The following is a 21,872-nucleotide window of genomic DNA, read 5'->3' on the forward strand; positions in this document are numbered from 1 at the left end:
CGTGCTGAGCGCTCCAGCGAACGCGAGAGCCTCGCAATCACTTCGGCGCATCCCCCGCCATCTGCAATCCGGTCGCCGTCAAACGAACGCGTAGCGGTTTGTCCGGATCGAGCTTCTTTTTCTCGATGACGCGCTTCCAGTTTTCAGCCGCGCCCGGGGCGCGGTACAGCGCAACGATCGCCACGTACTCGGTCTCGCGTTGCATCGGTTGAGACAGGCTCGACGAAGCCCCCGGATTCACGACAGCCGACATGCCGCCCTGCAGGTCTTGCGCGAGTATCGTGCGGTCGTTCTTCAACAGATCGTCATACGATGCCGCATCGACCATCTTGCGGTCCTTCAGCTGATAGACGCGGACGGCAACCGATGTCGGTCGCCCCGCATCGTCGGGGTTCAGCGCAGCACGTGCGATCAAGTCGATGTCCAGCACTTTCACCTGCTTGAAGAACACCGCACGATAGGCATTCGTCGACGCATCCGACACCGACTGCCATGCACCGCACCCCGACAGCAGCAATACAGCGGCAGCGACAGCCGCACTCATTCGATAGAACATGAAAACTCCGGAATCAGGTGACGTGTGGCGTGAGATACGGATTGGGCGGCGGCACGGGAAACGCCTCGTACACCCCGAGCGCAATATCGATCAAGCGTTCATCGACTGACGGCAGCACCGTCGTCCAGCCGAGACGCGGCGCGGGGGCGGCACGTTCGACGCCGACGGTCGGGGGTGGAACGAACCGCGTCGACACCTTCATTCGCAAATGCACGTCGGCCTTGATGCCGACATACAGCTGGATGAATGCCATCACCTCCCGATGCAGCCACGCACCCGGCAGCAGGTCCTGAGCCTGCTGCGCATCAACGGGCCACAACGTCAAACGCACGGCTCGACTGCGATACGCGAGACGCCTGCCGAGCACGTAACCGCCGCCGAGCCCGCTGCGCTTCCCGTCCGACAGCACGTCCGCATCCGGCTTCGCCGACGTCAACGGTGTCGGTCGACCTGTACTCGTCGTCACTGCCCAGAATTCGTCGACGCGAACATCGGCGCCCGGCGCGGCGAGCGCCACCACGCCGGCGAGCCCTTCCGACGTGCGTGTCCGCTGGATCAGCAGCCCCAGTAACGAGAGCATCCGCGAATGGGGCAAGCCTGCCCGCAAAGGCTTGTCACCCCATCCGAATCCGGCGAGACATAACAGGCTCCGTGAATAATCGTCGACTCCGCCTGCCCGAAAACGCTCCGGATAGCGGTATTTCTTCCATGCGCGATACAGCAACGTCGCCGCCCGGTGGTTGAACGGATCGAGAAACGCCTCGACGGCTTCGTGCCCCTCCTCCCGCAGCACGATCTCGTCGATCATGTGCGACGGCATGGCCGCATCGACGCCATAAAGGCCCATGAAGGTCGTGCGCACGGTCGGCGGCGCATCGAGGTGCTCGTCGTCGAATTCGACAGCGGCCACCTCACCCGCCGGAAACCCCAACCGCGGACGCGGCCGGAATCGCACCGGCTCATGCTCCGGCGTATCGCGCGTACCAAACCCGGGACGTTCGGGCGCACAGGCTTCCAGCAGACGACAGAACTGCATGAAAGTCATCTTCGGCGCCCGCTCGAACAACCTCTCGGCCACTGCCGGCAGACCGTTCGCCTCAGCGGCTTCAGCACGCATCCGATCGATCGATGAACTCATAACGGCGCCCGCTGTGCCTTGCTGCGCGGCCACTCCGTCCGCGACCGGGACGGCAGACTGACGATCGCCAGCTTCGTGAACAGATTGAGCTCCGCATACGCGCCGAAGAACCGGTGCAGCAACTCGCCGAACAGCATCACGTCGCCTTCACCGGAGAAAGCGTGCGCATCGAGCGTGACCTCGATCAGCACGCCGCGCTCGACCGCCCCGCCCGACACCTCCTCGATCATTTCCTGCGACACGTGCAGGATGCCGGCGAGCCGCCGCCGGTTCAGCTCTTCGTTCGTCCAGTCGTACAGCGCCAAAGCGCCGCGCAACACCTCCGCGTTCATCATCGACAGGAAGTTCGGTGCGAGATGTGACAGCACGCGCCACTGGAAGCGATCCTCCGTCGGCGGATACAGCGGCAATGTCGGCGATACGAGATTGCGCACGCCCGCGACGTTCGGCGTGCTGGCCGCCAGCTCGTCGAGGCTCGCTTCGCGCAGCCCCTTGCGCGGCAGCAGCCCGTTCGTGCCGGTCACGCGCAGCGACAGGCTTTCCTCGGGCAGCGTGTCCATCGTTTCCCACGCGTGACCGCCGAGAATCACCCACATCTCATGCAAGCCCGATACCCCCGAACGCACGCGCGTGTGGAAATAACGTTCCGGCGCCTCGTGCCGCAACATGCCGCCGCGGTGCCGGAACGTCGCGAACGGCACATATTCGTATCGCTCGGCCGTATCGTGATCGAACGTCGCGATCGCATCGACCGAATACGTTTCGACATGCTCGCCCTGATGACCGGCCGGCACGACACGATATTCGGTTTCGTGATGGTCGATCTCGATCGGCTCGGCATCCAGTTCGAACAGGTTGATGACCGGCGTACAGAACAACCGCACGTTCTCCGCATTGAAACGCTGATCCGACGGATAGGCTTCCTTCAGGAGAATCTCCAGCTCGAAGCGAGTCGATTTTTCGGGAAGTGTCGAGAGGTCCAGCCCGCACAGATCGATGAACAGGAATTTCTCGCGGAACGTGAAGTATTCGAGCAGCAGTTGATATCCCGAGAACGCCGCGTCGGCCTTGGGCCACAGCCGTTCTTCCGTCGAGAACCCTGCCGGCTCGATCGTTACGCCTGCGAGCGCTACCGGTTCGCCGTCGCGGACTTCCGGAACACGCAAGCAAATCGCATCGATCTGACGCGTCAGCGCAAGATGCATCGCGAATGCGGTCGGCAGATCCGCGTTCAGATGCAACCGCAACCGCGACAAGTCCGTTTCGCTGCGCAGCGCCGATCCCTGCAGTGAGAAGCCAAGACGAATCACCGAGCGACCGTCATGGCGCACGGTCGGCCCGGCATGCGTGATCGACACCGGCTGCAATGCAACGGCCTGCGTCGTCCGGTACACACACTGCACCGTCCGCGGCGTCACGCCGTCTACTCCGCCCGGCGACGGCACGTTGATCGGCGCGGACCGCACCGGCACCCCGGCCGGCACGACTTCGGTTTTCTGCAGTTTCTCCGCGAACGGCGTCAACTCGACGATCGACAGCGAAGGAATCATCCGCAGATAGTGCGGCCACAGCAAACTGACGAGCCCTTCGGTCAGTTCGGGCAGTTCGTCGTCGAGCTTTTGCCGCAGCCGACCTGTCAGAAACGCAAAGCCTTCGAACAGACGTTCGACATACGGATCGCGATCGCCGACGCGATCGAGATTGAGCAGGCGCGCACGGTCGGGATGCGCCTTCGCGAACGCCTTGCCGGACTCGCGCAGGTATCGCATTTCGGCTTCGTAGTAGCGCAGGATGGAATCGTTGTTGTCCATGGAAATCCGTTACGAAAGGGTCAACGCGCGTGCGGGATCGAGTACCGTGAGTTCCGCATGCAGTTCGCTGATGCGACGGGCGAGCGCGGGCTTGTCGGCGTCCTTGCGGCTGCTCATCGCTTTCAGTGCTTTGACCAGTTGCTGCTTGACCTCGAACGTCAGCGCCGGCTCCCAGCGCATCATCGGCAGCGAGCGGGACGTTCCGTCGAGTTCGGCAAGCAGCGCGAGCGCCGCATCGTGACGGCCGACATGGTCGGCCAAGCGGGCCATCACGAGCCGCTGCAAATAGCGATGTCGATCGGTTTTCATGCCGGGCAGCGCTTCGAGCCACGCGAAAGCCGTCTCAATGCCCTCACGGGTAGCCAGTTCGCGAGCCTGGACTTCGATCTCCGGCCAGTCGCCGGTCGAATCGCTCTCGCTTTCCGCCGAGACCGGCAGTGGCGCAATCGTCTCGCCCGCTTCCAGGTCGCGTACGACCGCATGGCGAGCAATCCATTCGAGTGTCGTGTCGTCGGCAAATGGTGTACCGTCGTTGAACGCCAGCCGTTCGATACCCGGCAATCGTTCGAGAAACAGCGCGAAATCGGCACGCAGCAACGCCCGCCATGCGTCGTATGGCGTACCGACGTGATCGAGCGCCACGTGCTGGAAGTACTGGAGATCGAACCACAGGTGGTTCACGCCTTCCATGAACGCGCCTTCGACGCGCTCCAGCAACTCGTGCCAGTGCTTCTGCAGCACGAGGCGCTTCATCTGCTGACGCAACTCGGCGCGTGGCGGCGCCAGGCGCGTATGCGAAGCGGCATCCGCGGGCGGCACGTCGTGCAACGTGTCCCACCGAATGCTTCTCACGAGACGTACCGAAGGCAAGTAGCCGTTTTCCTGATCGCGGAGCCACACCGACATCGCGCGGGCCTGATCGAGCAAATCGCGCGCCGATGCAATCGGGCCGGCCGAAGTTTTGCGCGGAGCAGTTGATTCCGGCATGGCCATCTCGGAATCGGCGCTGCGTGCCGGCGCGTCCTTTCTCTCGAAGCGGGAAACGAGTGGTTGCAGGTTTGGACGGGCTGCATCGGGCCACGGCGCCGTATGCGTCACGAGCACGTCGAGCGCGGCCAACGTGCGTTCCAGATCGGCTGGCGCAAAGTCCCCGCGACTCTCCAGCGTCTCGATCGCACGCGCAGTCGCCAACATTTCAAGCGCAGCCTTCTTCGCTTCGTAACGGGCAGGCAAAGCGGCCTCGCCAAACCGGTCGACGAGCGCGGCGGCCAGCTCAAGCCCGTCGGCGAACCCGGCGGGGCCGTCCTGCCGCAAGCGCGCAAATGCGTAGTAGCCGGCCAGGCGTAAATCCTTGCCGATCTCCTTGAGCAGGTGTTCGCACGCGCGGACGATCAGCCCGTCATCGATTCCCGACAGCTTGCCGGCCTCGTCCTTCAGTTCGAAGAACGCGTCTTCATAGCCGGGATCGCGTCCGCATGCGTGCTCGCCCGGTATCGGCGCAATCCACGCGGCCCAGGTATCCGTCCGTGCCTGATGGAGCGAATCGATGCGCGGACCGCCGACGAGCGTCTTCACAAAATTGGCAAGCGTCATGGCAAGCCTCAAAAAACGAATGCGTCGCCCAGCAGCCTGAGGGCGTGCCCGAAAGGACGGGTGGGAGAATCGGAAAGTCCCGACGTAGTGGCCAATGGCGAAATCGCAGCCTTCGGTGGGGTCGTCTGTCGCGCCGATTCAGGCTCGGCGGTTCGCGTTTTCGCCTGAGCCAGGTCGAGCACGGCGCGTTGACCGGATGCCTGCTTCGTCGTTGCCCGCATGGCATCGTCCGGCAAGGGATTACCGCCCGGGAACCCCGGCGGCAACGGAACAGCAGAATGCTTCGCCGCCGCGATCGCCGATGCCGGCAACGGCGGCGGCCCGATCGTCGAAACCCGCGCCCCCGCGTTCTGCGAGCCCGTCACGAAAACCCGGGTTGGCAACGTGAAATTCCGCAGCTGGAGAACGTCGAGCGGACCGCCGCCGACTTCGCTGCGCAATTGCACCTTGAGCGGAATGGCCTGGCTCGTGTCAGGCGTCCAGGTCAGCAGATAGCGGGCGTTGTCCTGTTGGGTAACCTTCGCACGTTCCAGCAGCCGAATGAGGCCAAAACGTCCCTGCGAATCGAGCGCGGTACGCAAACCACCCTGCTCCGTCTGCCATTCGATATGCGACAGGTTCTCGAGCGACTGCCCCGGCCATTCGAACGGCGTCCATTCCTGCTTCTGGTTGAAGTAATGCAGTTCGCGGCCGGACAGCACGAATCTCATGTCGGTGACGCCCGGCGTCGGCTCGGCCCGCAGCTCATAGCGCACGCGTGCGTCGCCGGACGGGAATAGAACCATCGACGTGCGCGCGAGCTTGTTCAGGCCGTTGAGAAACGCCGGATCGATCGTCAATGCGCCGGAATCGGCCCCTTGCGAGGCGACCCATCGGTCGCCCTGCCGTTCGACGACACCGGCCAGTTGCGACGTCACGAACTGCGCGATCACGCCGCTATCCGGACGCATGAAACGCGCCATCTCGGGCAGCGATGCGTCGTTGTCGGAATCCGCGAATGGGTAGCGGCCACCGAACGCCTTGTTCCAGTCAGCGAGGATCACGGTGCGCCAGATTTCGTTCAGGCTCGACGCGGCAGGCTGCACGATGACCTGCCACGACTGATCGAACGGCGCGCGGAACAATGCGCCGAAGCCCGACCATTGTTCGCCGAGGCTCGCAGCGACACGACTCGCGTAATCGCGACTGTCGGCGATATCGGACGTCTTGCCCTGCAGCACGGATTGCGCGGCCAGGCGTGCAAGCGCATCCGGATCCGGACTGGAGACGATCTGCGATGTCTTCAGGCGCATGGCCGTGATCCGCTCCAGATAGCGGGCCAGGCTCAGGTCGCCGGTTGCTGCCGGCGGGGCGTTCCCCTTGCCGCCGGATGGCGCCCCTGAAGCGAGATCACTACCGGTCAGACGCAGGATCGGACCGAATGCGGCGGCAAGTGGCGCCAGTTGAGGCTTGGCCTGCTTCGACGGATCCTTTTCGTCCGCGCCGATCAGTTGCTGTGCCTTACTGACCAGCGTGTCGGACAGCGATTGGGCGTTGGCTCCCGTTCCCGCCTGATACGCGATCGCACTCATCAACGCGACGAGCGGCGAGCGTTGCGGATCGCCGAGCAGCGTCAACTGGTCGGCAGTGGCCGACAGCGTCGGCGCAGGTTGCCAGCGCAGGCTGTTGAGGAAGAGCGCCCATGCCCGCGCGTAGTCGTCGAAATAGCGCTGGCGCAGTTCGCCCTTCAATGTCGACGGGGATGCATTGGCGACCTTGGTGTCGGAGAGCACCCAATCGCTTGCCACATCGCGTTGCTCGCCGGCTTCGTCGATTGCCTTCGAGATTCGCTCCTCCCACGCAGCACGTGTGAATACGCCGGGCACAGTCGCGGTCGTGCCGAACAGGCCACGACTCGTTGCACCGCCAGCGGAGGATTGCGACGCCGCGTCGCCGAGCAGCGTCGCGAGTGATAGCGGCGGGTATTTCGGTGTCGCTTCGTCGATGATCTGTTGGTAGATCGCGTCCCCGGAGTTCTGAATACCCCGGACACTTATGATCGTCTGTCGGGTAGACGCGACCAGGTTGCCATCCGGAACAATCGCCAACGCGGCTTGGCTGGATGCAGCGCCACGTCCAACGTGGTTGGCGAAGAACGCGATCGCTTGCTGACGCAGGTCTTCCCAGCTACCCTTCGACAGCTGCGAATGAGTCGGGCGTTCGGGTGCAGACGTCGCGACAAGTTGCGGCAGCAGGAATGCAGCCACTGCCCGCGCGGGTTTGGCGAGCATCATGTAGGTCTTGAGCGTATCGTAAGCGGCCTGTACCTGAGCATCGCCGCCGCTGGCGATTTCCGCGTCGGACAGCGACGCAAGCTGATGCAGCCTCGCGTCGAGCTTCTGGCGAATCGGGCCGACGAGGATGCGGTTCGCGGCACCGGCGTAGTAAGGCCAAAGGGCGTCGAGCAGCGCGTGGTCGCGGTTCAAGCCGAAACGGGCGATCAAAGGCGCACCGCTACGCTGGTGGATTTCGAGCGTATCCATTTGCCGGCCGAGGTCGGTAAGCGTTTGCAGCGACTGCGTCGGGTTCAGGGGCCCGGTGAGCTTGGTAGCCGTATCCGTTGCGCTTCCGATCGTTGCGCGGTTGGAGAAACCGGACAGCATCGTGCCGGCAAACCAGCAACTGATCAGGGCCGTCGTCATCCAGGCTGCGGTGGTCGACAGGGAAAAGCCAACGCGGCGGCCGTGGACCTTGCGGCTGTGGTCGGCGATGGTTTGCCAGAGGGTTCGGTGTTGAGGGTCGATCGCCGGGTCGCCATCATTCGAATCGCCACTCGGCAGATCGAAACCCGGAAACTGCGGCGCCCGCTCTTTGAATAACGGCGCAAACATCACCCCGTGAAGCGTATGCCTCGAAACAGAGGATTCAGCGGTTCGGTGCAGCAGGTCAGATAGCGCTCCGCGCAACCTCGAGACATGTTGCGCCAGCTCGGCAGGGTAACGATCATCGGCATTCACTGCGAGGCGCACGACACCGATGTCCGACAGATTGTCGACGAGATTGCCCAGCGATTCGTCAATCATCTCACCGCTCACGCGTGAGTTCGCCCATGTGAAGCCCATCGCTTCATCCGGGCCGGCCCGGTCGCTGCCGAAATCCGTCACATCCAGCAGATACGCCGGTGCGGCCCAACATAACATGCGCGCGTGGCGAGCAAGCCGTGCAGCGAGTTCGTCCACGTCAAACGACGCATCGCCGGAACTCCGGTGACGGGTAATGGCCACAATCGCGTCGATCGGACGACGACGGCGCAAGCGACGAATCTGATCAAGCCATTCCGTGTCGAGTTTGTCGTCGATTTGCCGCGCATACAACACGACCGTATTGCCGAGAATCGCGTAGCCGGTATCGGCCAACCCCGGCGCGAGCCGCCGGACAAGCGGATAGTCGCCGGCGACAAGCACCCACCGATCGCGATAGCGCCATCGCCAGCCATGCCTCTCGCTCTGGACCTGCTTCAACGATTCGGCTCGCGTCGCGGCATTAACCGCCGAATCGCTTCCCGACGGAGCCGCCGTGCGACGCGTGTGATCCTTGACCCATTTCTTCACGGCGCGCCAGCCATTCGCCGGCCGAGACGAATCGCTGAAGCTGAAAATCAACAAGAGTGCCACGAATATGGCGCACAAAATGACGAGCGCCAACCCTCGATCCGCCTCGGTTATCCCAACCCAGTGCGGTCGCATCCATACGATCAGCCCAGGAAGGACGACAAAAACAATGGCCCCGAACAGGTCAATTTTGAATATCCGGTTCATGCGGAAATGCGTGTGTTGTTGATGCGTTATCCAAGTTCGTCACGACAGCGATGAACACATGGTTTTCGTCGCGCTGTGCGACCAGTTGCGGCTTTGGCGCTTGACCGGCGACGTACGTTGCACAAGCTGCGGCAAGCCATCCGGCCGAGGCCCCCGCCTTGCCGACGATTCGATCGAGTTCGAACTCTGGCACCGCTTCGTCGTTTTCCCCTTCCGGATTGCCCGTGCGTAACGCCGTGCGCAAGGAACCGGCCGTTCGGCTGTCGAATCCGCTCGTCCACAGCGCTCCGATGTCATCCGGCGCGGTACCGCCCCAACGAATCCCATAGGTCAGTGCATGGCCAGGATCGTCATTACCGGCTCGCCGGGGACGGTGGAATGCAGCGATCGGTCGCAACTCGAAGCGCGATGCCAGGGTCTCGGAAACCAGCAGCAATCCCACCCCGGCCTCGGCTGAACCGGGCGCCGGCGACTCGGCAATCACTGTGCCGAGCGCTATGGATACGAGTAACACCGCATGCTGATGCAACGGCCCGTTCCGATCGTCAAGCCAGGAATCGACCGTCATCAAATCGAGCGATTCGGGCGCTCGGTCCGTTCTGGCGAAGCGCAACGCGTGACGCCTCCATTCTTCCCGCCATTGCTCGACCACGTCGGACTCTCCGACATAGCCGGAAATGTCGAGCAAGACGCGCAGCGGCAGATCCGCAGGAAGCGCGTTCAAGGTTTCATGCAAGTCGTCGATGAGTCGCTCGTACAACCATTCAAGAACCTGATCCTGACGTTCCGCATCGTCAGCGGCCAGGCGGGCTTCAATCGGCTCGAACCATCTTGCCGAAACCGATTCGTTTGCTTGCCGCTCCGAAGCCTTGGCACGCAACTTCATCGCGCCATCGACGATCGGGTCGATACCATTGTCCGTATCGTCTGCGGTTACACGTGCAGCCGCTGCCAGGACAAGCATCGGCACGCTCTCTCGCGCAAAAGCCTGCGCGTTGTACTTCCTGCTTGCATCGTTCCAGGCCTGGACTTTCGCGCGTTCGAGTTCGTATGCCCGATATCGCCGGGAGACGACGAAGGCGGAAAAACCCGTCGGATATACGGACACGCATATCCAGAACCATGGCGTGTGAGTCGGCTCATCCTTCGGCCAGAGCATCAGCACAGCCAATACCCCGACCGCCGTGAGCACGATGAACACCGCAGCCCAGAGAACCCGCGACGGCGATTCATCAGGAACCGGCTTCTCCGGCGGGAGGGACGAGAAATCCAGTGCCATTGCTTAACGGCGCCCGCTATTCGGAAGAGAAGAAATCAACCGGCAACCGCACGCACACAAGTCATCGTGCTGAGCGACTTCGCGACCGTCATCGAATGCGCCCGAGGTCGCGGTTGCGATACGGTTGTCGCCGTGGCGCGGACAGGTCACCGGATCGTGGAGTCGAGCAAGCGGACGCCCCATGAAAAAGCACGTCGCCGAGCCAGCCGTTACGTGGCCTTCGCCGGTATGAGTGTCTCCGACGCGAATGATGCCCGCCATGTGTATCCCCGAATTGAACTGGTATCGCCACTGCAGTTCGACAGCAAGCGATTGATGTTGGTTATAGGCGCCCTGGCACCCGGCCGGCAGGCTTCATCGCCTCGCTGGCCTGCCTGACGCGCTCGCCGTGCTTTTCGTCGCGCTTGCGTTTCTTGTCCTCTTCGACGTAATCGCTGGTTCCGAACGTGTCGATCGCTCGTGTCTGGAAGTACAGGTTCGACGACAACACGTGGTCGTGCCAACTCGTCAGCATCGTGTCGTGAACCAGCAGGTCGAACAGCGCCATGACCTTGGGCGGCAGCGGGTTCTTGCCGCTCAGGCCCATCTTCCATACCTGGATCAGCGTCTCCTCTTCCGGGGTCATCATCCAGGCCTCGATCATCGATGCGCTGAACTCCGGGTCCGCGTCCCACGGTAATGAACCGTCTTGAGCCTTTTCACGGATAAGATCTGCCGATTTTTGCAGGCCGGCTTGTCGGGATTCGCGTCGCATCAACTCTTCGGATTCGCTTTGGATGCGATCCCAGACGCCTACCGAAGGGCGATTCTTCTCGATACCTGCATCGCGATTGGAAAGCATCTCCGGCAGGACCGAGTCCTGCCAGCGAGCCAAAGCTATGTTGAGCGTCACGCTATCTGCCGGTGGTCGCTGGTTGCGTAATGCAACGTAGGCCGCCTCGGCTTCGTTGCGCTCCTTCAGCCGCTCCCGGTGCCGGGACGCGAGATCGTCGAAGCGGCTCGTTACGGTTGCGCGAAACTCGGGGGACTGGTAGCGAACCGCCATCCAGCGCAGGAATATCTGCATATGTTCGACGAAATTCAAACGTGCGACGTAGGGGACCATCTGACGGTAGGCGTCGATCAATTCTCCGATTTTGTAGGTGGATTTTCCGTCGGGGATGAGGTTTGCGAGAGTGAATCGCTGAAACACATCGGGTTTAAATTTAGCCAAATCTTCCATGGTGTCCATGACGACACCATGCGATACCGCTTCATTGAGCATGTCGCGCAACGCGACGCGCTGAAGTTCCGCGCGTGCTCCAAGCGATCCTGGCGGCGCTCCGCCGGTGATGTCTTCACTCGTTCCCGGATAGAGATATTGAAGGCCGCGCGTGTTCTCGAGGCTATCGAGCCGCTGATAGAAGCGCAGCTCATGAGCTGCCGCAAAATGCACGCATCGCTGCACGGACGCCGGTACCGCGAGAGCGCGATCTCCGTAGTTCTGTTTGAGCAGGCCGAGAATCGGCACGATCCCCAGCAGCTTGTTCTCCTCCATCAACGACGATACAGCGTCGAGCAGCCCCATGAACTTGATTTCGATCGGAATCGCCGTCTGGTTCGAATCCTTCGGATCGACAAAGGCCAATGTCGCCTCGCTCGGGCGCTTATAGCGTTGGGTCAGTTCGTTCGCCAGCGCCCGGGCGAGAACACAACCGCGATCGGCGCCGAAGATGGATACCTGGATCCGCTGGATCTTAGGCATTTTCTGCCTGACGTCGTCGATTGCGATCTCGAACTGCTTCATCGCGGCCGCCAGCCGATCATCGACGCCCGTTCCGAAAATTCGCGCGACAGCGCGGTTGTCACGAAACCACGGAATCGAATCGATCACCACGCCAAAGAACACCGACTTGGCGGTGCTTTGCGCGATGGACGGAAAATTCTTCTTCGCATCGTAAAGAACCGCGCGCGTGGCAGCACGACCGCGTCGAACCCAGCGGTTGTCACGCTGCAGTTGCAACACTCGGCCGATATTCCGGGGCACGGATTCGACGGAGTTGACCAGGTCTTTGAAAGACTGCACGACCGGCCGAAACGAAAACTCCTTGAGACCCTTCTTGAATCCTTCGGTGATAGTGTCTTGCGGGTTGATAGGAAGTCGTTTCACGCCGGTTACGCTCTCGCCGACACTAACTGCGATTGAAGCGGCTGCATCAGCGCCCTGCCTTCCGAGCTTGAATGCCGCGGACACGATTTGCCCCTCTCGAGCCTCCTTGTTCAGCTCCGTTCCGAGTCCAGAATAGTAGAGGGGGTACCAAAAGTGGTTGGTCCCCGGCTCCCAGCGTGGGTCTGCATTGTCACGGTGAGCCTCCCAGAGACGACATATGTTCGAGTACCGGGAAGTATTCTTTGCATCGTAGTCGCGATGACGACCAAATCCGTCAAAGAAGAATCCGATATGTATTACAGCTCCGCACGGAATACATTCATCATTCGGATACGCCTTCTTATTTTCCCCGATTGCAGCACGCACTTCCGCCGGAGTTCTATCTTCCGGTCCGACGACGGCCTTGTTGGCTTTATTTTTCACCTTCCACACCTCGTTCAAAGCGACCTTTCTTGATTTCCTGAACAACGGTGTCCTGCAAGTTCTGCATCGATGCACCAAACGCACCGGGCTTGTCCCGCGTCTCCAGCAGTATTTTTCGAACGGCCGGATGTCGATCGAACTCAGGATTAACGAGTTTCACGTAGTAGACATACTGTTCCAGATCTGCGGCATCAGTCAGGTGATACTTAACCACTCCTTGTGCTGCAATACGCGCTATCTGCCTGAACGCGATAGCCATATCTACGTCATCGCCGTCAGCCGCTTTTCCATGTTTTTTTCTAAACCAGTGATAGACTTCTGCATAAGATATCCTCGCCCCGCTCATGTCGTTCCGAATCTCGAACTCGATGTGATCGTCCGGATAAAAGTGCACGGCCAGCACGTCTTCCCCCGCCCCACCTTTGACTTTTGTCGGTGGAAACTTCACCTCGGTCGTCTTGTGGATCTTCTTGATCGGTGCATACAAATCCTTGATCGCTTCATCCGCATCGTAGACTTCCCACTCAACCGTGAATTCCGTCCCCTTCAGCTTGTAGCAGCAACTCAACCGTCCGGCTCCAGCGCCCGGCGGCAAATCTCCCCCTCCGCCCGCCCTGTTGCCATATTTGTCGCGAATTGTGAACCCGCTCAGATTGAACGGCGTGTAGTTGAGCCCCATGATGCTGACACCACGGTAGATCGGCTCGGCGGAAAATGCATCACAGCCACCCAACGTCAATGCGGCAGCGAGGAAGACGACAACCCGTTTAATCATTGCTGAAACACCCCGAATTCAAGGACACAATCCGACGTAACACGCAGACTTCGACTCGCAACCACGGTCTGACGATCAAGAGGGGCGTCTTTTCGAATAGCGAATCTCATGCTCGTGTCGATGTCTAATCAAAACGACCTCGCTTGATCTCTTGCACGACGGTGTCCGGCAAGCTCTGCATCGCAGCACCAAAGGCGCCCGGCTTGCCTTTCGTCTCTTTCAGGATCCGTTGCACCACTGGATGCTCATCGAATTTGGAATTAACAAGCTGCCTGTAGTACACGTACTGCTCCAGATCCACCGTGTCGGTCAGGCGATACTTCAGCCAGCCCTGCGCCGCGATTCGAGCCGTGCGTCTATAAGCCACGAACATGTCGTCGTCGTCCGGATTCGCCGCCCTCCCGTATTTTGTTTGAAGCCAGTCGTCAACCTCCGTGTAATCGATCCTCGTCCCGCTCATGTCGTTCCGAATCTCGAACTCGATGTGATCGTCCGGATAAAAGTGTACGGCCAGCACGTCCTCCCCCGCCCCACCTTTGACTTTTGTCGGCGGAAACTTCACCTCGGTCGTCTTGTGGATCTTCTTGATCGGCGCGTACAGATCTTTAATCGCTTCATCCGCGTCGTAGACTTCCCACTCAACCGTGAATTTCGTCCCCTTCAGCTTGTAGCAACAAGTTAGGCTTCCGGCACCAGCACTCGGTGGCAAGTCACCCCCTCCACCCGCTCTGTTGCCATACTTGTCGCGAATTGTGAACTCGCTCAGATTGAACGGCGTGTAGTTGAGCCCCATGATGCTGACACCACGGTAGGTCGGCTCGGAGGAAAATGCGTCGCAGCCAGCCAACGTCAATGCGGCAGCGAGGAAGACGATAATCCGTTTAATCATTGCTTAAACACCTGAAAATCAAGAACACAATCCGACGTAACACACGGACTCCGACTCGCGAACACGACCTGACAATCAAGAAGGGCGCCTTTTCGAATAGAGAATCTCGTGCTCGTGTCGATGTCTAATCAAAGCGACCTCGCTTGATCTCTTGCACGACGGTGTCTGGCAAGCTCTGCATCGCAACACCAAAGGCGCCTGGCTTGCCGCTCGTCTCCTTCAGAATCCGTTGCACCGCTGGATGCTCATCGAATTTCGGATTAACGATCTGTCTGTAGTACACGTACTGCACGAGATCTGTCGTGTCGGTCAGGCGATACTTCAGCCAGCCCTGGGCCGCAATTCGTGCCGTGCGCCGATAGGCGACAGCCATGTCGGCATCGTCAGGGTTCGCCGCCTTCCCGTATTTGGTCTGAAACAAGTGGTCCACTTTTGTATAGGCGATCCTCGTCCCGCTCATGTCGTTCCGAATCTCGAACTCGATGTGATCGTCCGGATAAAAGTGTACGGCCAGCACGTCCTCCCCCGCCCCACCTTTGACTTTTGTCGGCGGGAACTTCACCTCGGTCGTCTTGTGGATCGTCTTGATCGGCGCGTACGGATCCTTCATGAACTCATCCTGGTCATATATCTCCCACTCGACAGTGAATTCCGTCCCCTTCAGCTTGTAGCAACAACTGAGGCTTCCCGCGCCCGTACCCGGCGGCAGGTCACCTCCTCCGCTGGCTCTGTTGCCATATTTGTCGCGAATTGTGAACTCGCTCAGATTGAACGGCGTGTAGTTGAGCCCCATGATGCTGACACCACGGTAGATCGGCTCGGCGGAAAATGCATCACAGCCACCCAACGTCAATGCGGCAGCGAGGAAGACGACAACCCGTTTAATCATTGCTGAAACACCCCGAATTCAAGGACACAATCCGACGTAACACGCAGACTTCGACTCGCAAACACGGTCTGACGATCAAGAAGGGCGCCTTTTCGAATAGAGAATCTCGTGCTCGTGTCGATGTCTAATCAAAGCGGCCCCGCTTGATCTCTTGCACGACGGTGTCTGGCAAGCTCTGCATCGCAACACCAAAGGCGCCTGGCTTGCCGCTCGTCTCCTTCAGAATCCGTTGCACCGCTGGATGCTCATCGAATTTCGGATTAACGATCTGTCTGTAGTACACGTACTGCTCCAAATCTGTCGTATCGGCTAGGCGATACTTCAACCAGCCCTGCGCCGCGATACGCGCCGTGCGTCGATAGGCGACGGCCATGTCGGCGTCGTCAGGGTTCGCCGCCTTCCCGTATTTGGTTTGAAGCCAGTAATCGATTTCCGTGTAGTCAATCCTCGTCCCGCTCATGTCGTTCCGAATCTCGAACTCGATGTGATCGTCCGGATAAAAGTGCACGGCCAATACGTCCTCCCCCGCCCCACCTTTGATTTCTGTCGGTGGAAACTTCACCGCGGTCGTCTTGTGGATCTTCTTGATCGGTGCATACGGATCCTTCATGAACTCATCCTGGTCATATATCTCCCACTCAACCGTGAATTCCGTCCCCTTCAGCTTGTAGCAACAACTCAGTCTTCCCGCGCCCGTACCCGGCGGCAGATCACCTCCTCCACCCGCTCTGTTGCCATACTTGTCGCGAATCGTGAACCCGCTCAGATTGAACGGCGTGTAGTTGAGCCCCATGATGCTGACACCACGGTAGGTCGGCTCGGAGGAAAATGCATCGCAACCGGTTAGCGCCAGCGCCAGAACCAATAGGATGAAAAGCCGACTAATCACGCGACGTTCCTCCCGCCTCGTCCGAATCCGACGCGATGCGCGCCGTCTCCCGCAATACCTCCGCGTCGATATCACTCAATGCCTCTCGAAACGTCTGCTCACCGCTCATCGCGCGCTCCAATCTGCCCCGGATCACCGGATGCTCATCGAACCGCGGCGAAATAACGACGCCCTTTGAAACGTAGTTCAAGAGATCGTCATCGTCGGCTATACGGTATCGGCCAGCACGTTCGAGCTGTTCCGAAATACGGCGGTAGAGCGCCAGATCCGTAAAATCGTCGAGCATCGCGCCATACATCGTGCGCAACTGCATCGCAAGCTTGTCGGCACGGCCGAGATGCAGCAACGTCATGTGCTGCTCGATCGTCATCACCTGCTCTGCGTCGACGACTGCATCGGCGACACCGGCATCGTTGCGCCAGACGATCTCGTTCGAATCACGATCGCGATGCCATATCTCGACACATGGCGACAGAAACGCCTGAGCCTGTTCTGCGCTCCAGACTCCTCGTAACCGGGCAAGAATCCGGTTATCGTAGAAATGCAGAAAGTACGCGCGCTTGTCGGGCGTCGAGTAACGGCAGAACGAGCGAAAATGCGCGGCCAGTGACCGAATGGGAAATGGCGACCATATCCACGTCAGCATGTGCCGTCCGCTCGACTCTCTCCAAAGTCGCCGGACAAGCCGGCTGCCGAGGTCGCGCGAATCATCGAATGCAAAGCGATCGATCCCGATCAGATACGGGGCGATGTCCGTATAGGACTCGAGAACGCTGCCGCCCCAGAGCGACTCCCATTCGAGCAGCGGCACCTGGACGAGCAGTTTGTCGAGCCCCGGATTGGCACGCGCATCGGCGAGCATGTACAGGTACGCCGCAACGCCGTCCACGTCGAACGTGTCGAATTGCGCTACCAATCGATCACGCCACGCCTCCCATCCCGCGTCCGACTCTCGGGTTGGGGTCGCACGTCCGGTTCCGGCCATCAAGCGACCTCCGTCATCGCTTCGACACCACGGTGCGCATCCAGCAGGCACTCCTTGCATGGCCCAATGGGCATATTCGGCAGACGGGTGTCAAGCGACGCTGGGCCGGTCCAATGGAAATTTCCGCACTTGAGCGTGATATCCCCCGGGCATCCGAGCTCGATATTGCCGCCGTCGATCTTGAGGTAGGCGCCACCACTGGCGAGTGTCAGCGCACCGCGCGAGGCCGCGAGAATCGCACCCTCACTACTAGTGAAGTTCAGGTCCTTCGACGCCGACAGCGCCATCGCTCCCGTACGGGCCTGAACGACAACGTCCTGTTTGGCGGCCGTCACCCGCACGCCCTGTGCTTGTGCGAAAAGCGATACCTGCTTCCCGGCCGCAACCGTGAAGTTGCGCATGACGCCGACGTCGAAATTCCCGCCGGCCGTCGCGATCAGATTCCGGTCCGCATTGAGCTGCAAATGCTCGCCGGACGTGAGGCCGATACCTGACGGTGCGCTCGCCAGAATGGCGGCACGCTTCAAACCATCCAGCGCTTCCGCATAGAACGACTTCTGTTGCTGCAACTCCGCGACGGTCGCCTCCGCCGCACGTACCGCCTCGGAAAGGGACTCCATGCGATCGATCGCCCGCTGCAACTGCGCGTGCGCGTCCTTCATGTCGAGTTGGTGCCCGGCAGCGCCCACCTGCGCCTCGGTACTCAACAGCATGCCCTTCGGACCACGCGCGGCAAGATGCCCGTCGGTACGTAGCTCGGCGCCTTGGCCGCGTTCGTGGCGGGCATCGTCGACCATATGCCCTAGATTCAGCTCACTCGTCTGGGTGGGCGTCGTCAGATGAATATGCTCGACGCCCTCCTTGTCCTCCATCCGCAACTCATTGCGCGCAGCCGTCCGAATCAGATTCCGCGTATGGTTCAGGTTATTGACCAGATCCGGATGCACGCTGTCATGCATTGCGCCGATGATCACCGGTCGGTTCGGATCGCCGTCCGTATGGACGATCGCCACCTCCGCCCCGTCGATCAACGGAAAGTGATGCCCGTAGTTGTCGCCGCTGTACGGCTTCGCAAACCGCACCGGCCGGCTCGTCCCACCGGGGCTCCATTCATCGAGATCGAACGGCAGCTTGATCACGTACCAGCCCTGCTCGGTCAGATACGCATACTTGTAGTTGCCTGGCGACGTAATCCGCGCCGGCAGGATTCCGTCGACCACCGGCCGCGAAATCGAGCCCATCGACGTGCGCCATACACGATCCGACGGAATCCCTTCGAACGCCACCCAGTACGACTCGTTACGCCCGCCGTGCGACTCGACCGACGTAACGAAGACCCCATGTTTCGCATCGGCCGGCTTCGGCTCGACACGCATCACCTCGCCCGCCTCGAGCCAGAACGGATTGCCGGTCCCCTTGAACGTGATCTGCCCGGCCAGATAGGCTTCATGCCGCAACTGCGCAATGCGCTTCCCCTCTTCGGGCGTCTCGTAATGTTCGCCCCAGCGATAATCGACCGAATGTGTCGTCGTGTCGTCGCGCGCCGCGTTTTCCTCGACCAGCAGCGATACGCCGGCCTGCCGATGGTTGTAGTCATGCAGCCGCACCGCCTCCGGCACGCGCTTCATCTCGCGTCCTAGCGTCTTGATCGCATCCGAACCGACACTCTCCAGCCCCGATTCCCGTCGATACGGCACCGTTCGCTGCTTGCGCGCATAGGCATCCAGATCGTCGCCGAACACGACCACCGCACGATCCTTCTTCTGCTCCCAGCGAAACCAGATGCCCTCTTCCGCACAAATGCGCTGAATGAACGCGAACGTCGTCTCGTGATACTGCGTCACGTATTCGCGGCGCTTGTATTGCCCGCGCAACTGGAACCGAAAGTCCACGCCCGCGCGGTAACCGTAATGTCGCAACGTGCCGGTCACGATCTCGTCGACCGACTGCTTCTGAAACAAGCGGCTCGTCACGCCGCGGGCGAGATCCGCCAGCGTCGGCTCCAGCACGACGCGGTAGCGGGTTTCGTCCGCCGATGTCTCCAGTTCGTCGAACTGCGTGATGACGCCATGGACCGTATACGCCCTCGGCTTGGCACTGAACTGCGCGGCATTTTCCCCGAACATCTTCCGAAGATAGTCCATGTCGGGATCGACCGGATCGACCACGAATTTCGCCGGCCTGCCCAGTACCTGGTCCATCGGAATCCCGGCCGCCGGACTGGTGAATTCGATGTCGTATCGATAGAGCTGGCTCACGCGGTCCAGCCCGCTGAACTTCAGGATCGAGAACGGCGCCGGATGCGGCGCGAGCTTCAATTCATAAGCCTGCGAAGGCAGAATCATCGACATGGAATCTCTCGGTTGCGCGACTGCACGGCACGCCGGGGTGCCCCTGTCCACCCCGGCGCCACTGCGACTAACGTCAGATCAGTTCTTGGACTTCGGCATCTGCGACACGAGCGACAGCCCGATATCCATCCCTTCGACCTGGAAGTGCGGAACGATGAACAGCTTGATCCGGAAGAAGCCCGGGTTGTCCTCGATGTCCTCGACCGTGACCTTCGCCTCGCGCAGCGGATGCGACGCCTGCAGTTCGTCGCCCGGATCCTTCATCTCGGTCACGAGCCCCTTGATCCAGTTGTTCAGCTCGAGTTCGAGCAGACGGCGATCCTTCGTCGTGCCGATGTTTTCGCGCTGGATCAGCTTCAGGTAGTGCGCGATGCGCGACAGCAGGAAGATGTACGGCAGCCGTGCGTTGATGCGGCTGTTCGCGGTCGCTTCCCGGGTCTCGTACAGCGCGGGCTTCTGCGCCGAGTTCGCGGAGAAGAAGCACGCGAAGTCGTGGTTCTTGTAGAACGACAGCGGGATGAAGCCGAGATTCGCGAACTCGAATTCACGGGTTTCAGGGATCAGCACCTCGGTCGGGATCTTCGGCTGGTGACCGGTGCCGAGGTCGTACAGGTGAACCGGCAGATCCTCGACCTTGCCGCCCGCCTGCGGCCCGCGGATTTGCACGCACCAGCCGTTGCTAACAAAGCTGCGCACCATGTTCGCCGCGAACGCGAACGACGCATTCATCCACAGGTACTTGTCGTGGTCGGGGCCCTTGACGGCCTCCTCGTAGTTGAACGCGCGCACCGGCGCCGTATCCTTGCCGTATGGCAAGCGGCCGAGCACGCGCGGCATCGTCAGGCCGACGTAACGCGCATCGTCGGTATCGCGGAAGCTCTTCCACTTGATGTATTCGGCGCGATCGAAGTAGTTGCCGATGTCCTGGATCGCTGCGACTTCCTCCATCGACTGCTTGCCGAAGAACGTCGGCCCGACCGAGCCGATGAACGGCATATGGGCGGCAGCCGCCACCTTCGAGATATTGCGCAGCAACGCGACGTCCATCGGCGAATTCGCGAACTCGAAGTCGCTGATCATCGCGCTGATCGGCTGGCCGCCCGGCGTGTCGTATTCCTCGATGTACGTGAGGCGATACAGGCCGCTCTGGATCAGTTCGGGCGTGTCCTCGAAGTCGCGCTGCAGCGCGTCCTTCGACACGTCGAGCACCTCGATGCGTGCGTTCTTGCGGAAATCGGTGCGGCTCACGAGCATCTTCAGGCCGCGCCAGCGTGCTTCGAGCGCCTGAAATTCCGACGTGTGCATCACGGCGTCGAGCTGACGGCCGATTTGCCGGTCGATCTGGCCGATGTGGAAGTCGAGCAGCGATTTGTCGAGCCGGTCCACCGGCTGGCTCGTCTTCGCGACGAGTTCGAGGAACGCGCCCATCCCGCGCGCGATGCGCTCGTCGGCCGACGCCTCGGACAGCATGTCGTTGTCGCGGAACGCCTCGAGCGGGCGCGCTTCACGGATCGGCTTCAGGTTGATCTTGCTGCACAGCGATGCATAGACGCTGTCGACATCGCCCTGCGGGGCATCCAGCACGACGGTCTCGGTCGCGCCGGTTTGCTGCGTTTCAGTGGATTTCATCTCGGATCCTGTCTGCGATCGAATCGCTACGATGTTGCGGAATGCGCTGAATGCGCGCTTTGCCCGGCCTCGTTCACGCATGCCCTTCCGGCTGCGTCGCGGCGGTCGCGATCTGGGCGAGCTCGCCGCGCAGCTTCGCGGACAGGCGGTCGTCCTTCAGCACCTTCTCGAACTCGCGGCGGAACGTCCCGTTGTCGAGCAGGTTCGATTTCAGGTCGCGCAGCAGATTGCGCATCGCGAGGAGCGCCTGCAGCTCGGGAATCTGGCGCGCGACCTGCTCGGGCGCGAAATCCTTGATCGACCGGAACGACAGGTTGACGGGCAGTTCCGAACCGTCACCGGCCAGCGTATTGGCCGCGGCGATCCTGAGATCCGGCGCGTAGTCCGCCAGCACGGCATCGAAGTTGTTCTTGTCGATGTTCACCTTCTTGCGCTCGGCCAGCGGCGCCTGCTCGCGCCCGGCACTGAAGTCGCCGGCGACCAGCAGCTTCAGTGGCAACTCGACCTTCTTCTGCGCTCCACCCGTATGCAGATCGAGGGTGATCGACACCCGGCTTTTCGGGATCTCTCGCTGAAAGCTATCCAATTCGTTCTCCTTATTTCAGGAAGCTTGAAGACTCCGCGACACGCACCCACGACTCAAGGATGCTCCGTCGTCCTTATCGCCCATGCGGAACCCCGCAACGTGCATCGACGAACGACCGAGTCGAATATGCGCG

The 21,872-nt window shown here is 60.9% G+C and carries 16 protein-coding genes; all 16 read right to left on the reverse strand.

Features of this window, described 5'->3' with window-relative positions:
- Positions 1-37: 37 nt before the first annotated feature.
- The 16 genes from tssJ to tssB all read right to left on the reverse strand — a co-directional run bounded on the left by tssJ (position 38) and on the right by tssB (position 21,739).
- A complete protein-coding gene (gene tssJ, locus JYG37_RS19520; protein WP_050017399.1) occupies positions 38-556 on the reverse strand; it encodes a type VI secretion system lipoprotein TssJ in 519 nt (172 codons plus the stop codon).
- 13 nt (positions 557-569) lie between these two features.
- A complete protein-coding gene (gene tssG, locus JYG37_RS19525; protein WP_185733263.1) occupies positions 570-1,673 on the reverse strand; it encodes a type VI secretion system baseplate subunit TssG in 1,104 nt (367 codons plus the stop codon).
- Between the two features lie 17 nt (positions 1,674-1,690).
- Complete coding sequence (gene tssF, locus JYG37_RS19530) at positions 1,691-3,505, reverse strand: type VI secretion system baseplate subunit TssF (protein WP_089489104.1); 1,815 nt, start codon at positions 3,503-3,505, stop codon at positions 1,691-1,693.
- Between the two features lie 9 nt (positions 3,506-3,514).
- Positions 3,515-5,098 (reverse strand): type VI secretion system protein TssA, encoded by a 1,584-nt coding sequence (gene tssA / locus JYG37_RS19535; protein WP_213345737.1) that lies wholly within the window; start codon positions 5,096-5,098, stop codon positions 3,515-3,517.
- Positions 5,099-5,106: 8 nt separating this feature from the next.
- Positions 5,107-8,895, reverse strand: a complete 3,789-nt coding sequence (locus JYG37_RS19540) for an ImcF-related family protein (RefSeq protein WP_213345738.1) — start codon at positions 8,893-8,895, stop codon at positions 5,107-5,109.
- The gene (locus JYG37_RS19545; protein ID WP_249746011.1) at positions 8,873-10,174 is read right to left on the reverse strand and encodes a KPHS_23130 family T6SS system protein; all 1,302 of its coding nucleotides are present in this window, start codon (positions 10,172-10,174) and stop codon (positions 8,873-8,875) included. Before JYG37_RS19545 ends, JYG37_RS19540 begins: the two co-directional genes overlap by 23 nt.
- 3 nt (positions 10,175-10,177) lie before the next feature.
- Positions 10,178-10,435: a PAAR domain-containing protein gene (locus tag JYG37_RS19550; RefSeq protein WP_080334375.1), complete on the reverse strand. Its 258-nt coding sequence runs from the start codon at positions 10,433-10,435 to the stop codon at positions 10,178-10,180.
- A gap of 61 nt (positions 10,436-10,496) precedes the next feature.
- Positions 10,497-12,746, reverse strand: a complete 2,250-nt coding sequence (locus JYG37_RS19555) for a DUF2235 domain-containing protein (protein WP_213345739.1) — start codon at positions 12,744-12,746, stop codon at positions 10,497-10,499.
- A complete protein-coding gene (locus tag JYG37_RS19560; RefSeq protein WP_213345740.1) occupies positions 12,736-13,521 on the reverse strand; it encodes a DUF3304 domain-containing protein in 786 nt (261 codons plus the stop codon). Before JYG37_RS19560 ends, JYG37_RS19555 begins: the two co-directional genes overlap by 11 nt.
- 124 nt (positions 13,522-13,645) lie before the next feature.
- On the reverse strand, positions 13,646-14,410 hold the full coding sequence (locus tag JYG37_RS19565; protein WP_176015457.1) for a DUF3304 domain-containing protein: 765 nt from the start codon (positions 14,408-14,410) through the stop codon (positions 13,646-13,648).
- A gap of 124 nt (positions 14,411-14,534) precedes the next feature.
- The gene (locus JYG37_RS19570; protein WP_176015458.1) at positions 14,535-15,299 is read right to left on the reverse strand and encodes a DUF3304 domain-containing protein; all 765 of its coding nucleotides are present in this window, start codon (positions 15,297-15,299) and stop codon (positions 14,535-14,537) included.
- A gap of 124 nt (positions 15,300-15,423) precedes the next feature.
- Positions 15,424-16,188, reverse strand: a complete 765-nt coding sequence (locus tag JYG37_RS19575) for a DUF3304 domain-containing protein (protein ID WP_244137933.1) — start codon at positions 16,186-16,188, stop codon at positions 15,424-15,426.
- Complete coding sequence (locus JYG37_RS19580; protein WP_176015459.1) at positions 16,181-17,173, reverse strand: DUF4123 domain-containing protein; 993 nt, start codon at positions 17,171-17,173, stop codon at positions 16,181-16,183. Before JYG37_RS19580 ends, JYG37_RS19575 begins: the two co-directional genes overlap by 8 nt.
- Positions 17,173-19,524: a type VI secretion system Vgr family protein gene (locus JYG37_RS19585; protein ID WP_213345741.1), complete on the reverse strand. Its 2,352-nt coding sequence runs from the start codon at positions 19,522-19,524 to the stop codon at positions 17,173-17,175. Before JYG37_RS19585 ends, JYG37_RS19580 begins: the two co-directional genes overlap by 1 nt.
- Positions 19,525-19,602: 78 nt before the next feature.
- Entirely contained in the window at positions 19,603-21,153 is a 1,551-nt protein-coding gene (gene tssC, locus JYG37_RS19590; protein WP_050017874.1) for a type VI secretion system contractile sheath large subunit, read from the reverse strand.
- A 73-nt stretch (positions 21,154-21,226) separates the two neighbouring features.
- Positions 21,227-21,739 (reverse strand): type VI secretion system contractile sheath small subunit, encoded by a 513-nt coding sequence (gene tssB / locus JYG37_RS19595; protein WP_050017873.1) that lies wholly within the window; start codon positions 21,737-21,739, stop codon positions 21,227-21,229.
- Positions 21,740-21,872: the final 133 nt, after the last annotated feature.

The organism is Burkholderia sp. LAS2 (assembly GCF_018417615.1).
Taxonomy (GTDB): Bacteria; Pseudomonadota; Gammaproteobacteria; order Burkholderiales; family Burkholderiaceae; genus Burkholderia; species Burkholderia sola.

Bases quoted from the DNA above. Each gene is read 5' to 3' on its own strand.
- JYG37_RS19585 (WP_213345741.1), bottom strand. From the start codon at position 19,524: ATGTCGATGATTCTGCCTTCGCAGGCTTATGAATTGAAGCTCGCGCCG.
- JYG37_RS19570 (WP_176015458.1), bottom strand. From the start codon at position 15,299: ATGATTAAACGGGTTGTCGTCTTCCTCGCTGCCGCATTGACGTTGGGT.
- JYG37_RS19560 (WP_213345740.1), bottom strand. From the start codon at position 13,521: ATGATTAAACGGGTTGTCGTCTTCCTCGCTGCCGCATTGACGTTGGGT.
- tssF (WP_089489104.1), bottom strand. From the start codon at position 3,505: ATGGACAACAACGATTCCATCCTGCGCTACTACGAAGCCGAAATGCGA.
- JYG37_RS19565 (WP_176015457.1), bottom strand. From the start codon at position 14,410: ATGATTAAACGGATTATCGTCTTCCTCGCTGCCGCATTGACGTTGGCT.
- tssG (WP_185733263.1), bottom strand. From the start codon at position 1,673: ATGCGTGCTGAAGCCGCTGAGGCGAACGGTCTGCCGGCAGTGGCCGAG.
- JYG37_RS19540 (WP_213345738.1), bottom strand. From the start codon at position 8,895: ATGAACCGGATATTCAAAATTGACCTGTTCGGGGCCATTGTTTTTGTC.
- JYG37_RS19580 (WP_176015459.1), bottom strand. From the start codon at position 17,173: ATGGCCGGAACCGGACGTGCGACCCCAACCCGAGAGTCGGACGCGGGA.
- JYG37_RS19545 (WP_249746011.1), bottom strand. From the start codon at position 10,174: ATGGCACTGGATTTCTCGTCCCTCCCGCCGGAGAAGCCGGTTCCTGAT.
- JYG37_RS19550 (WP_080334375.1), bottom strand. From the start codon at position 10,435: ATGGCGGGCATCATTCGCGTCGGAGACACTCATACCGGCGAAGGCCAC.
- tssA (WP_213345737.1), bottom strand. From the start codon at position 5,098: ATGACGCTTGCCAATTTTGTGAAGACGCTCGTCGGCGGTCCGCGCATC.
- tssC (WP_050017874.1), bottom strand. From the start codon at position 21,153: ATGAAATCCACTGAAACGCAGCAAACCGGCGCGACCGAGACCGTCGTG.
- tssJ (WP_050017399.1), bottom strand. From the start codon at position 556: ATGTTCTATCGAATGAGTGCGGCTGTCGCTGCCGCTGTATTGCTGCTG.